The 15,145-nt window shown below is 42.8% G+C and carries 17 protein-coding genes and 1 riboswitch; of the genes, 11 read left to right on the forward strand and 6 right to left on the reverse strand.

Features of this window, described 5'->3' with window-relative positions; genetic code table 11:
- Positions 1–15: 15 nt before the first annotated feature.
- Positions 16–837: an aminotransferase class IV gene (locus P2G54_RS15255; protein WP_275872410.1), complete on the reverse strand. Its 822-nt coding sequence runs from the start codon at positions 835–837 to the stop codon at positions 16–18.
- A gap of 129 nt (positions 838–966) precedes the next feature.
- Between P2G54_RS15255 and P2G54_RS15260 the strand changes: the two genes are divergently transcribed.
- Positions 967–1,392, forward strand: coding sequence for a hypothetical protein (locus P2G54_RS15260; RefSeq protein WP_275872411.1), 426 nt, complete (start codon positions 967–969; stop codon positions 1,390–1,392).
- Here P2G54_RS15260 and P2G54_RS15265 read toward each other — a convergent pair.
- The 3 genes from P2G54_RS15265 to P2G54_RS15275 are packed head-to-tail and all read right to left on the reverse strand — an operon-like array spanning position 1,386 to position 3,029.
- The gene (locus P2G54_RS15265; RefSeq protein ID WP_275872412.1) at positions 1,386–1,838 is read right to left on the reverse strand and encodes a cytochrome c; all 453 of its coding nucleotides are present in this window, start codon (positions 1,836–1,838) and stop codon (positions 1,386–1,388) included. The genes P2G54_RS15260 and P2G54_RS15265 overlap by 7 nt on opposite strands.
- A complete protein-coding gene (locus P2G54_RS15270) occupies positions 1,835–2,488 on the reverse strand; it encodes an SCO family protein (protein WP_275872413.1) in 654 nt (217 codons plus the stop codon). Before P2G54_RS15270 ends, P2G54_RS15265 begins: the two co-directional genes overlap by 4 nt.
- A 4-nt stretch (positions 2,489–2,492) precedes the next feature.
- A complete protein-coding gene (locus P2G54_RS15275) occupies positions 2,493–3,029 on the reverse strand; it encodes a CopD family protein (protein WP_275872414.1) in 537 nt (178 codons plus the stop codon).
- A 52-nt stretch (positions 3,030–3,081) separates the two neighbouring features.
- Between P2G54_RS15275 and P2G54_RS15280 the strand changes: the two genes are divergently transcribed.
- Both P2G54_RS15280 and meaB read left to right on the forward strand, forming a co-directional pair.
- Complete coding sequence (locus P2G54_RS15280; protein ID WP_275872415.1) at positions 3,082–3,489, forward strand: hypothetical protein; 408 nt, start codon at positions 3,082–3,084, stop codon at positions 3,487–3,489.
- Positions 3,486–4,490, forward strand: a complete 1,005-nt coding sequence (meaB, locus tag P2G54_RS15285; RefSeq protein WP_275872416.1) for a methylmalonyl Co-A mutase-associated GTPase MeaB — start codon at positions 3,486–3,488, stop codon at positions 4,488–4,490. Before P2G54_RS15280 ends, meaB begins: the two co-directional genes overlap by 4 nt.
- An 82-nt stretch (positions 4,491–4,572) precedes the next feature.
- Here the strand turns inward: meaB and P2G54_RS15290 are convergent, their stop codons facing one another.
- Both P2G54_RS15290 and P2G54_RS15295 read right to left on the reverse strand, forming a co-directional pair.
- Complete coding sequence (locus tag P2G54_RS15290; protein ID WP_275872417.1) at positions 4,573–5,625, reverse strand: DUF5074 domain-containing protein; 1,053 nt, start codon at positions 5,623–5,625, stop codon at positions 4,573–4,575.
- Entirely contained in the window at positions 5,622–7,472 is a 1,851-nt protein-coding gene (locus P2G54_RS15295; RefSeq protein WP_275872418.1) for a TonB-dependent receptor, read from the reverse strand. Before P2G54_RS15295 ends, P2G54_RS15290 begins: the two co-directional genes overlap by 4 nt.
- Positions 7,473–7,600: 128 nt before the next feature.
- A riboswitch (cobalamin riboswitch) is annotated at positions 7,601–7,821 on the reverse strand.
- Between the two features lie 42 nt (positions 7,822–7,863).
- Here P2G54_RS15295 and P2G54_RS15300 point away from each other — a divergent pair.
- The 8 genes from P2G54_RS15300 to P2G54_RS15335 all read left to right on the forward strand — a co-directional run bounded on the left by P2G54_RS15300 (position 7,864) and on the right by P2G54_RS15335 (position 15,143).
- On the forward strand, positions 7,864–9,069 hold the full coding sequence (locus tag P2G54_RS15300) for an ABC transporter substrate-binding protein (RefSeq protein ID WP_275872419.1): 1,206 nt from the start codon (positions 7,864–7,866) through the stop codon (positions 9,067–9,069).
- Positions 9,056–10,081 carry an iron ABC transporter permease gene (locus P2G54_RS15305; RefSeq protein ID WP_275872420.1) on the forward strand — a complete coding sequence of 342 codons (1,026 nt, stop codon included), beginning with the start codon at positions 9,056–9,058 and terminating at the stop codon, positions 10,079–10,081. Before P2G54_RS15300 ends, P2G54_RS15305 begins: the two co-directional genes overlap by 14 nt.
- A gap of 1 nt (position 10,082) precedes the next feature.
- Entirely contained in the window at positions 10,083–11,051 is a 969-nt protein-coding gene (locus P2G54_RS15310) for an ABC transporter ATP-binding protein (protein WP_275872421.1), read from the forward strand.
- Between the two features lie 115 nt (positions 11,052–11,166).
- Complete coding sequence (locus P2G54_RS15315; RefSeq protein WP_275872422.1) at positions 11,167–11,613, forward strand: MarR family transcriptional regulator; 447 nt, start codon at positions 11,167–11,169, stop codon at positions 11,611–11,613.
- A gap of 76 nt (positions 11,614–11,689) precedes the next feature.
- On the forward strand, positions 11,690–12,694 hold the full coding sequence (locus P2G54_RS15320) for an NAD(P)/FAD-dependent oxidoreductase (RefSeq protein WP_275872423.1): 1,005 nt from the start codon (positions 11,690–11,692) through the stop codon (positions 12,692–12,694).
- 15 nt (positions 12,695–12,709) lie between these two features.
- Positions 12,710–13,030, forward strand: coding sequence for a 2Fe-2S iron-sulfur cluster-binding protein (locus tag P2G54_RS15325; RefSeq protein WP_275872424.1), 321 nt, complete (start codon positions 12,710–12,712; stop codon positions 13,028–13,030).
- 135 nt (positions 13,031–13,165) lie between these two features.
- Positions 13,166–13,543: a hypothetical protein gene (locus tag P2G54_RS15330; protein WP_275872425.1), complete on the forward strand. Its 378-nt coding sequence runs from the start codon at positions 13,166–13,168 to the stop codon at positions 13,541–13,543.
- Positions 13,544–13,610: 67 nt separating this feature from the next.
- Entirely contained in the window at positions 13,611–15,143 is a 1,533-nt protein-coding gene (locus P2G54_RS15335) for a carboxylesterase family protein (RefSeq protein WP_275872426.1), read from the forward strand.
- The last annotated feature ends 2 nt before the right edge of the window (positions 15,144–15,145 follow it).

Consider the following 15,145-nt stretch of genomic DNA (forward strand, 5'->3'; position numbering starts at 1 on the left):
GGGTTTTGTTTTTAATTATCCACATAGTTCTTTTTCCATTTTTTTGAACCTTTCCAGCAAGTCGAGAGAAACAGGCCCGGTTTTTCCATTTCCGATTTTAAGATCATCAATCTGGGTTACCGGCAGTAAGACTTTGGTGGTGCTGGTTATAAAGGCTTCGTCAGCTGCCAAAGCTTCTTGCATGGTAATAGGGCGGACTTCTACATTTTCGGCCAATTCCAAAATGTGCTTTCTGGTAATCCCCATCAATATATGACGGTCAGGGGTACTTATGACTCCATCCTTTACGATGAAGAAATTACTTCTGGAGCTCTCACTGATGTATCCATTGAGATGGTAGATTACATCCTCGGCTCCCTGTTGTTTCCATTGTGCACTATGCCAAACCGCCAAAGCATAATTGGTGGTTTTGATTTCAGCGATGGGCCTGACGTATTCCAAGGAAAGTAACTTGACCCCTTGCTCATATTTTTGTTGGGAAGGGAAGATTAGGGATTCGGCAAAGATGTATAGTTTGCCTTTTCCCGGAGAGAAATGATTTTCCGACATTCCTCCGCTCAAAACCATGCGAATTCCACCTTCCTTGAGGTCGTTCTTGTCTATAAGTTCCTGAATAATTCCCTTCAGTTCATCCCTTGAATAGTCCAGGGATAAGTAGGTCTTCTTTGCAGAGGCAATAAATCTATCTAGGTAATGATCCAGAAAAAGAGCCTTGTAATTGACTGTTCTAAAGAAATCGAAAATCCCATACCCCCGGATTAATCCCAGATCCATAGGATGTATGGTTGCAGATTCTGTTGGGATGATTTGGCCGTCCGCAAAGCAAAATGGTTTCATAAAGCGCATTTTTAAGATGTGATAAAATTAAGAATGCATAGTTGAATTTTATACATCTACTTAAAAATACTATTCAATAAGACTTAAAAAGGAAATAATAGTATCTTTGACAGACTAAATACAGTATTTATGAAAAGATTACCTTCATTTTTAATTATTATAACAGCTTTATTTTTAAATGCTTGTGGTCCAAACCCAAGTTCAGAAAATCAAAAACTTAGAGATGATGTCATCGCTGTTCATGACGAGGTGATGCCTCTTATGGGAAAACTAAAGTCCTTGGAAAAGGCAGCGAATGAAAAAGTAAAAGAATTGGAATCTTCTCCAGAACCGGACTCTCTTCAAATCGAGGAGTTGAAAGCCGTAGCTTTGGAACTCAGTCAGGCCTACGAGGGGATGTTTGTTTGGATGAGGCAGTACAAAGTTGATGATGAAGATATGTCCCCTGAAGAACTCAAAACCTACCTTCAAGGCCAAATGGATCAGGTCAATCAGGTAAATGAGGACATCAAAAATGCCCTTGACAGGGCTTCAAAGGTACTGGAAGGTCAATAACCTTCCGGCCTTTCTCCCAATAATTTTTCTACATCCGAGGAAGTGATAACCCCTTCTTCCATTCCCCAGATATTATACAGATATGTGCTGATTTGGGCTATATCCAATGGAGTCAATTGGGGATTGGCAGGCATAGGTTGGTTGTATAGTTGACCGTTTACCTCAATTTCTCCTGTTTGTCCATACTTCATGATCCAAACACTTCGGTGAAGACTTTCTTTGAAGTAGTCCGAATCCTTTAAAGGAGGGATGAGCTTTCCTAATCCCATCCCATCACTTTGATGACAGTTGCCACAGTAGTTTTCGTATAGGGTTTTTCCAGTGATGGCAAATTTCATCACCTCTGGGTCGGATATTCCGGCAAGGGTATTAGCTTCATTTGAAGATTTTGGTGCACAGGAATAGGCTGCAAGCAATACGAAAATTAGGGTAATTACGCGCATCATTTCAGAATCTTTGGAATGTCCCGAATCAAGCGGTCTACCTGATCAGCTTTGGTTCCGTCATATACTCCTCTTATTCTGCCTTTTTGATCAACCAATACAAAGGCACCGCTGTGAAGAAATCCTCCAGGCTCGTTTTGGTCTTCCATGGCTGTGGTCAAATAGCTGGTTTGCCCGATTTCATAAATTTTCTCTGCTTCTCCTGTGAGGAAGTTCCAGGTGTCGGCATTGTCTACTCCCAGTTTTTCAGCATAATCCTTCAATACTTCCTGAGTATCATGGCTGGGGTCTATGGAATGACTCAAAATCTTAAAATTAGGGTTGTCCTTGTAGGCATCGTATACCCGGAGCATTTCCTTCTTCATGATAGGACAAATGGTCGGACAGGTTGTAAAGAAAAAGTCTGCCACATAAACCTTTCCTTCCACAACAGAATTGTCCACCGTCTCACCAAGCTGGTTAGTGAAAGAAAAGTCAGCGATTTTGTGGTATACTGTGTCCTTTAGAATCTTGCCTTCAATTTCGATCTCTTCGATATGCCAGTTTCCTAATATGGGTAAGGTTTCAGACTCTGCTTCGGAAGCTGGCTTGCAGTTCAATAAAAGAAGACCAGAGGCCAAAATGGTAATTAAGCTAGACTTGAGTTTAAACATTTGATTAGGATTTTGTTCTGTATTTTTTGTAAATCCGGATTCCCAACATCAATACTATCGCCAATCCAATCAGACCGGCGATACCCCATACCATGCTTAAGGTATTTTTAAGTACGATCAGAAATACAATGGCGAAAAGAAGCAAAGTTGAGGCTTCATTCCAGATTCTTAACTGAGTAGAACTCCAGCGAGTTCGTCCAGATTGCAATTCTTTGAAGAGTTTGTGGCAGCCAATATGATATGCATAAAGCAATACTACAAAAGCCAATTTGGCTTGCATGAATCCCAATTCCAGGTATCCCATTCGGTAGCTTAGGACCAAAGCTCCAAAAATCAGCGTAAGAATCGCAGATGGCCAGGTGATGATGTACCAAAGTCTGGAAGCCATCAAGTCCAGTTGGGGCTTTAGGATGTTTTTCTCCTCTTCCGGCCTCTCCATTGCTTCTGTTTGGTAAATAAAAAGTCGGACGATGTAGAAAAGCCCTGCAAACCAGGTGACTACAAATATGATGTGAAGTGCTTTGATATATTCGAAACCCATTTTCAGAATTTTCGGCTAAATTAAACTCTAAATCCATTAGCCCCTAAAGTTTTTGAAAAGCTCTAAATTGATTTTCTTGATTCTTGCCGCCGGTTTGGTGGTTTTGATCGCCTATATTTTCATGGAAAGCTTCAGTCAGCCTGGATTGGAGCGATTTGAGGGAAAATACGAACAGATCGGATTTTTCAGAAATGAAAACAATACCGGTCCGGTAATTCGAGTGTATGCGGTGAGGTGTTTGGACTCCAAAGAAGATTGGATGGAGGATTTTGGAAATGCCCAGCCTCATACCAAATATGGCAGGACCTTGGTTTTCTTCTTTTCTGAGGATGTCAAGGGTCCTATTGACTTGAACCCGAAAGAACCGTTTTTTGATGCTGAGCTCAATGCTTCCCTCTTGGGATCCTATGAAAAGACGCCCATGGGGGAGGTGAGGTTTACAAAAGGTGTGAAGCAATGATGAAGCGAAAATCCTTAGAAGAATACAAAGAGGGAGTACTTTCTGGTAACCGGGTTTTGCTTTCCCAAGCAATTACCTTGGTAGAGAGTACTCTGGAATCTGATATTCATCTTGCGGGTAAATTGGTTCAGGACTTGTTGCCTTTTTCTGGAAAATCAATAAGAATAGGGATTACGGGTGTTCCTGGAGTCGGGAAAAGTACCTTCATTGAGGCTTTTGGAAAAATATTGCTTGAGGAAGGGAAGAAAGTAGCTGTGCTGGCAGTGGACCCGAGCAGTCAACAAAGTAAAGGAAGCATACTCGGGGATAAAACCCGGATGGAAAAGCTTTCGGCAGACAAAAGAGCTTTTATCAGGCCTAGTCCGTCCGGTTTCACTTTAGGAGGAGTTAGTGCCAAAACCCGGGAAGCAATGCTTCTTTGTGAAGCGGCGGGTTTTGATGTGATCATGGTGGAGACCGTTGGAGTAGGGCAATCCGAAACCGCCGTGAAGGGCATGGTTGATTTTTTTCTATTGTTGATGCTGGCCGGTGCCGGAGATGAACTCCAAGGAATCAAAAAGGGAATTATGGAAATGGCCGATGGGATTCTGGTTCATAAAGCAGACGGGGATAACTTGAAAGCGGCTAAAATAGCACGTGCGAATTATCGAAATGCTTTGCATTTATTTCCCTTAGGGGAAAATAATTGGTCTCCTCCTGTGATGACAGGATCCTCTTTGACTGGAGAGGGATTGAAAGATTGCTGGATGAAAATTCAGGATTATCAGGAAAAAATGCAGGGTTCAGGGTACTTCGAAAAAAACCGTGCTGGGCAGCGACTCAAGTGGTTGGATGAATATGTGCAATACTTATTGGGGAAAGCTTTTCATGAGCAAGTGAAGGTTCAAAATCTGTTGGCAAATGAAAAGGAGCATGTGAAAGACGGAACCCTAAACCCAATGACTTTTGCCAGAAAGCTGGTGAATGTCTTTTTTGAGAATTTTAAGCCAAAAAACTCGTAGCTATTGAAATTCTCCATAGCTACTAAATTAAAAATGCCTCCTTTCTATTTGGAAAGGAGGCATTTTGGATTTTCAGAGAAGATTATCGCATCATGAAACCAGAAGGCCCTCTTCCGGAATCTAAATTTCGAAGTTCAGAACCATTTTCATCCAAAACGGTAATGGTGCCGTTTCCTTGGAATCCATTGGAATTGGCCAAATACAATTCTCCTCTGTTTTTGTCAAACCCAATTCCGTAAAAACCGGATCCGCTGTACCAATTGGGATTTAGTTCAGGACCAAGTACAGATACCTGAGCGATACCGTCATTGTAATCTGGCCACCCCGAGCTGGTCAGGAGGTACATAATGTCATCATTTCCAAAGGCAATTTTTCCAGTAGCATTGGCAATTGGGTAAATATTGGTGGTAGCCAGCGTGAAATTGTCTAGATGAAAACTGTAAAAATACACCTCGCTTAGTCCAGTGGAATAAAGCCAGATTTTCCCCGCAGCTTCATAAAATACGGAAGGATTTCCTCCTACTTCAATTGTTTTGATGACTTCCTCTTTTTCCGCATCGATTACCTCGACTTTACTTTCCTCAGATCCCGCAACCAAAATATACTTTCCAAATGAGATCATGTCTTCTGGTTTTCTTGATACGGAGATCTTTTTTGCGACATTTCCACCTAAAGTGTTTCTCACTACGGCGATGTAGGAATCGGGAGTTCCATAGTTTTGGTCATAGGGACCATAGTCTGAGATAAAAAGTTTTCCTGAGTTTACCGTTAAAGACCGGGGCTGATCCAAACCTGAAGTGACAGCACCCAAACTTGTAAAATCTCCTGGGTTGACTACCTCTACCTTTCCGGTATTTGCTACGAGATACATGTTGTCATTTTCATAAATTAGGTCCTCGAGCAAACCCGCGAAAGGTCTTCCGTTGGCCGCTTCGAAAATGTCTGATTTGAGTGTTCCGGTAGTTGGGTTCAGATGATAGACTTCGCCGTCATTTGCTCCAAAGGAACCTTCATTCATAATTAAAATTCCTGAATCATATTCACCCAAAGGTCTTTCAGGTTCATTTTCCACACAGGAAAAGAGAATAAAGAAAAGTGCAAGAACCTTGCTGAATCGAATGTAATTAAACTTCATAGTTGTATTGATAAATTAAAATGATAAGATCTTCCCGGCATAGCCCGCAGATAGATAGCTTGGTAATCGGTGTTGAATATATTTTGAACTCGGAATTGCATGGGAATTTGCAGTCTCCCCATTTTCAACCCTTTAAAACTTGCTGCCAAATGAAAAAGCTTATAGGCAGCCATGGTTTTGGGACTATCTGCGGTGATGTTTCTTTGTCCCGTATAATTCCCTTGCAAGGATAAAAGCCAATGTTTCCAGGTTCCCTTTAGACCAATGGCCGCTTGATGGATGGGGGTATAAGGCAATTGTTTTCCGATTGAAGCGTCATTTTTAGAGGTTCCCCGGATGGGTACTGCCTTATTAAAGCTGAAACTCCAGTTACTTTCCCAAATGCTTTGACCAAGAGTGAATCCTGTATTTCCCGAATATTCTATGCCTTTAGAAATGACTTGTTTGATGTTTTGAGGAGTCCAAATCGAACCTTGGGGTAGCCAGATGATCCAATTGTCCACATTCAGGGTATAAAAAGTTAGGGTTTGACCCAGCTTATTTTTTTTCCATTCAAACCCTGACTCGGCACTCCAACTTTTCTCGGGTAGTAAATCCGGATTGCCTCCTGGACTCCAAAAGCGGTCGTTGAGTGTGGGGACTTTGAAGCCTTTTCCACCTGAGAATTTGAACGTAAGTTCTTGTTCTTCCTTTTTCCAGATTTTCCAGTCCAGTCCCGCGCCCGGAATAAATGGCTGAAATGTGTCTCCAAATACCTGCTGTCTCAAGTTCAGAGAAAGAATGAGTTTTTCACTTGCCTGATATTTTGAAAACTGGAAGAATTCAATTCGTTGGTCTGTAGCTGAATAGGTACTTAATTCTCCCTTGATCAAAGAAATTCTCGATCCCATGTGAAAGGACCAATTTCCCTTGCTTGCATAATCCCATTCTCCGGAGAGTAAGAATTGACGGGTTTGGTTAAGCGATTGATTGAAAAACTGCTTTTCACTGACCAAACCGGATTTTAAAATCCACTGGGATTGGGATTTGATGATTTCATAATCTGCTACCCATCTGAAACTCTCATCTTTTTGTAGATCCTGAGTGGAGGATCCCATGGGAGCTTGGATTTCTCGATCGGCCCGGTTGTACCAAAAGGAGGATTTAAATAGTTTGTCGGGTTTGATTCTCCAGGAAAAGTCCTGAACAAAGCCCTCTTGAAGGACACGTGCATGTTCTTGGGTTTTTTCTGGTGTACCTGGCAGGGAAAGGTCTTTGAAGGGATAGTCATTTTCTGCAAAATGACGGTAATACTTGCTCTGAAGAGCTGTTTTTTTCCAGGAGCGACTCCATTTCAAATGGGTATTGGATTGCCCAAAACTTCCGATTTCCTGGGAAAACAGAAGCTTGCTGGAAAGGTTGAAAGGAATCTTGGAGTTGAGGTGAACACTTCCTCCAATCGCCTCATTGCCGACTAATGCTCCTGCCGATCCAAACTGCAGACTGGCATGGTCTACGGCTATTAAAGGGAAAAGGGAAAGATCACTTTGTCCCAAAGAAGGGCTGTTTAGGGGGAGACCATTCCAGTAAATGGCTGTGTGCCCAGCGGAAGTACCCCGGAAAGATGGGGAAGCCAACATTCCTGGGCCATAGCTTCGGACGAAAACAGGACTTTGTTCTGAAAGGAGATCCGATAGGGTTTGGTTTTGCAGTCTTGCCAATTGGGTTGTATTCCAAGAAAGGACTTTCTGTCCTTGACCAAATCGCTCAAATGCAGGAGCACTCACTTGCACCTCTTGCAATGCAAGAGTGTCCAGCTTTTCAGACGCTTGGCTGAAAAGGGAAATAACCCAAATAAATAGAATCATGCCTGAACGAATTAATGGTCAATTCGACTCGGGCTTGAAGAGAAATGGGAAGAAATGTAACTGTTGCAGGTTTTGAACTCAAAACACTGCCTTGGCATGCATGTCTTCATCGCTTTTCCTCCGAAAGCACAGAATCAATAGAATTAGGCAGGTCTCCTGGCTTGTCTTACTTTTGTCGGCCTTCTCAGTCAGAAAGATTATTGACCAATGGCTTGGGGTGACAAAAGCGTATTCTCGATTGGATCAAGAAAGACTTACAGTTGCGGGGACAGCTCCGGTATTTCACCGGATTCCCTTTTAATCCCAAAATTCACGATGTGAATTGGGAACCTATTTCTCCCACAAACATAGGGCATTTTGTTTTGGAAAAAAGGGAATAAAAAAATCTTTTTTGGATTCAGTATCAGGACTCCTTTATTTTGAAGGTTTAAAAATCATCCCTCTCCAAGTGCCAACTAGCCCTAGTGTTCTTCTTTATCTTTTGATTATCAGTTTTTTGACTTCCTGTTCAGGAAAGGAAAACAAACCTGAGGATGCAGTAGAGCAAATCTCTTTGGCTTATGCGAAAGGTTTTTCCATTTACAAGGGGGAAGGGTTTTGGAGGCTGGATGTTATCCAACCCTGGATAGGTGCGGAAGAGGGGTTCTCCTATTTGGTATTGGAAGAGGGAATTGAGGGACCTGAAGGAGATTTTGATGCAGTAGTCCAGTTGCCAATAGAACGGGTGGTGTTGACTTCTACTACGCAAATCCCTCATTTGGACCTATTGGGAAATACTTCCGCTTTGGTTGGCTTTCCAAATTTAAGTTTGATTTCTTCCCATAAAGTTTGGGAAAGGATCGAGGCAGGAAAGATCAAGGACCTTGGTTCCGGTCCTTCGGCTAATCCTGAAATGATTTTGAACTTGGAACCTGACTGGGTGATGATTTCTACACTCGGGGATGACCTGAGGTATCTCGATCTTCTGCAAAAGGCCGGTGTACCTTGCCCCATCAACGGGGAATATGTGGAGCAACATCCCCTGGGAAGAGCTGAGTGGATCAAGTTTACAGGGGTGCTCTTGGGAAAGTACGAAGAAGCAAAAGCAATATTTGAAGGAATTGAAAGCTCTTATTTGAATGCGGGGAAATTGGTGGAAAACCTTTTAGAAACTCAGCGACCTACGGTGCTCAGCGGGGTTTTGTACCAGGATATCTGGTATGCTCCCGGAAGTGAAAGTTGGGGGACCGAAATCCTTGAAAATGCAGGAGGCAATTATGTGTTCCGGGATCAGGAAGGATTGGGTAGTCTTCAGTTGAGTTATGAATTTGTACTTGAGAATGCCATGGATGCAGAATTTTGGATTGGTTCGGCGGACTTTGAAGGTCTGAAAAGTATGGGGGAAGCTGAGCCAAGGTATCAGGCCTTCGAAGCTTTCAAATCAGGAGAGGTTTACACTTATACAGGAAAAAAAGGCCCCCAGGGAGGCTTGGAGTATTTTGAATTGGGCTATATGAGACCGGATTTGGTTTTAAAAGATTTGATCAAAATCCTTCACCCTGAATTACTTCCTGATTATGAGTTGTATTTTTATAATCAACTCGATGAAAAACACTAAAACAGGTATTTGGATTTTTACAGGGCTAATGGTCCTTGTTCTGGTTTTTATGCTGAATATCAGTTTGGGTTCAGTGCATATTTCGGTACAGGAAATTTTTGAAGGACTGCTATTCGGTAATTGGGAACGACCGTCCCACGAGCAGATTGTACTTCACTTCAGACTTCCCAAGGCTGTAGTTTCTATGATTGCTGGAATTGGCTTGAGTTTGAGTGGCCTTCAGATGCAGACATTTTTCAGGAATCCACTTGCTGGACCATTTGTATTGGGGATCAGTTCGGGGGCAGGATTGGGAGTAGCAGTTTTAATTCTTGCAGGGACAGGGCTTGGCTTGTCTGCTGGGATTCTCAATACTTGGGCTACTGCTTTTGCGGGAACACTGGGAGCAGGGTCAGTTCTGCTTTTAGTGAGCCTTGTAGCATGGAAGGTAAAAGATAGTATGACCCTTTTGATTGTCGGTTTGATGTTTGGGTCGGCAGTTTCAGCAGTAATCTCTCTACTTTCTTATTTTTCGGGTGCTGAAGCCCTCAAATTGTTTACAGTTTGGTCTATGGGAAGTCTTGGGTCTTTGGGTTGGTCACAAGTCGGAATTCTGTCACTTATCCTGCTTATTGGGATGATTCCTATGATTTTTTCGGTCAAGGCCTACAATGTGATGCTTCTTGGTGAAGCCTACGCTCAGAGTATGGGGATAAATCCAATTCGCCTGCGTTGGTCAATGATTCTAAGTACAGGATTGTTAGCCGGAGCAGTGACTGCTTTTTGCGGTCCAATTGCGTTTATCGGAATTGCGGTTCCTCATTTGGCCAGGATGATTTGGAAAACTCCCGATCACAGGGTGTTGTTTCCTGCATCAGCGGTAATGGGAGCTGTTTTGTTATTGCTTTGTGACTCTGTTGGGCAATTGCCTGGTTCGGCTCAAACTCTTCCGATCAATGCAGTCACCTCATTGGTAGGAGCCCCTATTGTGGTAAGTCTGGTTCTTCGTAAAAACTTCAGTAAGGAATTTTGAAATGAAAGGACCCGCTTTGATAGGAAAAAACCTAAGCCTGGGATATACCCAAGGGAAAATCAGGAAGGAAGTCCTGTCTGGTTTGAATTTCAGCTTGAATTCAGGTGAATTGACCTGTTTGTTGGGACCAAATGGGGTAGGGAAGTCTACTTTGGTCAAATCCATTATGGGAAGGCTGGAACCTTGGAGGGGAGAGATATTGCTGAATGGGAAAAGAATTGAGGACTATCCCAGAGAGGAATTGGCCAGGGAAATGGCAGTGGTTTTGACCGAACCCGTATTGCCAGCACAGATGACGGTATATCAATTGGTTGGTTTGGGAAGGGCTCCCTATACTGACTGGATGGGCTCCTTGAACAATCAGGATGAGGAAGCAGTAGAAGAGGCGTTATCAAATACCAAAATTCAGTACTTGAGAGATCAAAGGTTAGGGGAAATCAGTGATGGGCAAAGGCAAAAAGCTTTGATTGCAAGGGCTTTGGCTCAGGATTGTGATGTAGTGATTTTGGATGAACCCACAGCACATTTGGACCTGGTCAACCGATATGAGGTTATGTACTTATTAAGAGAAATAGCCCAAAAGGAGAAAAAAGCCATACTGGTTGTAACTCATGATTTGGATATCGCCTTGGAAACTGCAGACCGATTCTGGTTGATGAACTGTGGAACTCCATTGATCAGTGGGAGGCCAGAGGATTTGGTTTTTAGCGGTGAGATCAACGAACTGATAGCAGGGGGACAATTTCACTTTAGTATGAAAAGAGGGAGGGTTGAGTTTCAACATCCTCAGGCTGAGTTGGAAATAGAGGGGCCTGGAGATATGGTTTATTGGGTTCAAAAGGCCTTGAACAAAGCAGGAGTTAAACAGATAGCTTCACCAATTCGATTGGTGAAAGATCCATTTTCAATTTTTTATGATGGAACCAGCTTCGATTCCCTCGATGATTTGATTCGGTTTTTGTTGAAGTAAGGAAACCCTATCTCCAGTTTGAAATTATTTATCCACTCTATTAAACCTTGGATTTGACTCGGGTATTGGTAATTATGTTGACATTTTTCATATATTTGTCATACTAATTATTTGTATGACACAGGAGCAGTTTGCCAAGTATTCATTTCTACTGGATCGCACCGCGCGAAAGGTGAAGCAGTATGCTCAGCAGCAATTCAAGGAAGGTGACTTTGATGTCACAGTAGATCAATGGTTAGTACTCAAAAACCTTTCTGAAAACGGGCATTTGAGTCAGACTGAGTTGGCCAATTTGGTTTTTAAAGACCATCCTACCTTGACTCGGATTATTGACTTACTCTGTAAAAAAGGATACGTGGAACGCGTGCCTCATCCTCAGGATCGCAGGAGTTTTCAGTTGCATCTAACAGATTCAGGGGTATCGAAAGTCACATCCTTACGCCCCAAAATTCTAGAAATTCGTGAGAAAGCCTGGGAGAACCTCAGCGAGCAAGATTTCGAGGAGTTTAAGAGAATCTTGAATACGATTTATCAAAATCTCGACGGGCAGGGAATCGAATAACAGATAGGTAGGATTCTAAGTTACAAAGAAGAATAAAATTGAAAATCAGGGAATTTTCCCATAAAGTTCACATAGCATGATTCACACAGATATTTGCATCATCGGAGCTGGCCCAGTGGGCCTATTTGCGGTTTTTGAAGCAGGTTTGCTCAAAATGCGCTGCCACCTGATTGATGCCTTGCCTCAGGTAGGAGGGCAGCTTTCGGAAATCTATCCACAAAAGCCCATCTATGATATCCCTGGATATCCGGAAGTAAAGGCTCAGGAACTTGTGGACAACCTGATGGAACAGATCAAGCCTTTCAAGCCAACCTTTACTTTGGGAGAGCGAGTGGATCATCTGGATAAGCAGGAAGACGGAAGTTATTTGGTGACCACCAGCGATAAGACCCACGTGCACGCAAAGGTGATCATCATTGCCGGTGGCTTGGGATGTTTTGAGCCACGCAAGCCGGTATTGGAAAATTTGGAGGCTTTTGAAGGTAAGGGAATTACCTATATGGTGAAAAACCCTGAGACTTTTAGAGGAAAGAAAGTGGTCCTTGCTGGTGGAGGAGACTCTGCATTGGACTGGACACTTTACCTTTCCAAAGTTGCAGAGCGTGTCACACTTGTTCATAGAAATGAGACGTTCCGAGGAGCTCCTGATTCTGCTGCGAAAGTCTTTGATTTAGCAAATAAAGGAAAGATAGACTTGATTCTTTCTGCCAACTTGAAAAGTGTAAATGGGAATGGAAGCCTTGATTCCGTGACATTGGAGGGAAAGGACAAAGAGGAAATCAAGATTGAAACCGACTACCTCATCCCGCTTTTCGGTTTGAGTCCAAAGTTGGGTCCGATCGCTGATTGGGGACTTTCCATTGATAAAAATGCCATTGAAGTGGATACCCGTGATTATTCTACCGGAGTGGAAAGAATCTATGCCATCGGAGATATCAATACCTATCCGGGTAAACTGAAATTGATCCTTTGTGGCTTCCATGAGGCGGCAATTATGATGCACTCAGCCTTCAAGTTTGTGTATCCGGATCAGAAATTAAGCTTCAAATACACTACCGTCAACGGTGTCAATTCATTTTAATTCTATTTTTGCGCCATGGTAAACTTTACAGTAGAAGATCACGACGGAAACCGACAGGAAATCGAAGCTCCGGTTGATATGGGATTTAGCCTTATGGAAATTCTGAAAGCCTCAGAATATCCGATTTTGGCAACTTGTGGTGGAATGGCCCTTTGCGCTACCTGCCATGTTGAAATCCTAGAAGGAAATGATGACTTGAAACACGCTACCGATATAGAATTGGATCAGTTGGAAAACCTTCCTGAATATTTCCCCACATCCAGACTTTCCTGCCAAATCCGGATCAGTGATTTGCTGGAAGGGGCAGTAGTAAAATTAAGAGGAGAAGATCAATAAGATATAAAGATTAGCTTTCAATTTAAGCCATCCATTTGGGTGGCTTTTTTATTTCAAAGATTTTGGTGCTTGCCCAAAAACTGATGTAGCGATACCTTTCCATTTTTCGTTAATTGGAAAAAGCCTCCGAAAAACATGAACCGTTTCCTTTTTTCAGTATTATTATTCCTGATGGTGGGTTGTCAACTTTTTGAATCCGATACCAAGGAATATTCCCTTGATGAACTCGAAGAACTTTATGCAGAAATAAAATCCCTTGCAGGATCCCAAACTTGTTCCAATTCTTCAGATTGGGACTTTGTGGCCCTGGGAAGTAAGCCATGTGGAGGTCCTTGGGAATATGTTGCCTATTCCAAAAAAATAGACGTGCCGGATTTTTTGGAAAAAGTGAGGCAATACAACCTGCTACAGGAAGAATACAACATCAAAAACAAAATCTATTCAGATTGCATGTATGTGGGGCCTCCTAAGAGTGTGGTCTGTGAAAACGGTAATCCTGTGTTCGTGTACTGACAGGAATATTGTTTCACTTTGATACAATATTTTTTTTCTTTTTCTTCAGGATGCAAATCCGCATCCCATGAAAAAACTGCATCTGATTCTATTTCTTGGAATACTGGCCTGTTCCAAACCTTCTTCTGAAAATCTGATTCAAGTCCAATCTCTTGAAGTCACAGGAGGAAAGGTTTCAGGAACTCAGGACTCTCTTTCTCAAGTCAAAATCTTCAAAGGAATTCCTTTTGCAGCTCCTCCAATTGGGGAATTGAGGTGGAAGGCTCCACAGCCTGTTTTGCCTTGGGACGGGATTAAAGCCTGTGTAGCAAACCCTGCTTCAGCTATGCAAAATCCTCCGGTTCCATTTTTTGCATGGTCAGAGGAATTTCTAATCCCAAAAGAACCGATTTCTGAGGACTGCCTGTACTTGAATGTATGGACCGGTGCGGAAAAGAGTGATGAAAAAAGACCCGTCATGGTGTGGATCCATGGGGGAGGATTCAGTGGGGGATCGGGAACTGTTCCATTGTATGATGGATTGGATTTGGCCAAAGAAGGTATCGTTGTAGTTACGATCAACTATCGATTGGGGATTTTTGGATTTTTTGCCCATCCTGAACTCTCTCAAGAAAGTGATAATGCGGTATCCGGAAACTATGGAATCCTGGACCAGATCGCAGCCTTGGAATGGGTCAAGTCTAATATTGCAACTTTTGGAGGAGATCCTGAAAATGTGACCATTGCCGGTCAGTCCGCAGGAGCTTTCAGTGTCAATGCCCTTGTGGTGTCCCCACAGGCAAAAGGTCTTTTTCAAAAAGCTATTGCTCAAAGTGGAGGAATGTTTAACCGTGGTGGAGGATTGGTCTCAGGATTCACAGGAGCTGAAGAAAGGGGAGCAACCCTGATGAAGGATTTGGGAATAGCATCCATTCAGGATTTTCGACTTCTTGACGCTGACAGCCTGTTGAAAATTCCAGGAAGATTCGGCCCTGTGGTTGATGGCAAAGTTATTCCTTCTGTCAGGGAAACCTTTGAGCAATCTTCACAATCCGATGTTCCACTTTTGACAGGATGGAATGCGGATGATAATGTTTCCTTTGGGCCAAAGCCAACACCTGAGGAATTCCGTAAAAATGCTGTGAAGCAATATGGAGGAAGAGCGGGTGAATATCTCGAACTTTTCCCTGCGGGAAATGAAGTAGAATTAGAAGAAACCCAAGGGATAATCGGAGAGTTGCAATTTGGTTTCCAAAATTATACCTGGGCCAAAATGCAGACCGAGAAGGGGAGTTACCCTGCCTATTTGTATTATTTCACTAGGATTCCTCCCGGTGAGCCAAATTATGGTGCTTTCCATTCTGCCGAGTTTAGCTATGCCCTTCATACTTTGAGGAATTGGAACCGGCCCTTTGAGCAAGTTGACTATGACTTGGAAAAAGCCATGAGTTCATACTGGCTCAATTTTATCAAAACAGGAAATCCCAATGGAGATGGATGGCCGGAATGGCCGGTTTTTGATCCTCAAAACCCCATGGTTATGGAATTGGGAGATGAGGTAAAATCCAGACCGGTTCGGTATTGGCCCCAATTGCAATTTATGGAAAGCCTGAACCAATAAGC

Source organism: Algoriphagus sp. CAU 1675 (genome assembly GCF_029222925.1).
Taxonomy (GTDB): domain Bacteria; phylum Bacteroidota; class Bacteroidia; order Cytophagales; family Cyclobacteriaceae; genus Algoriphagus.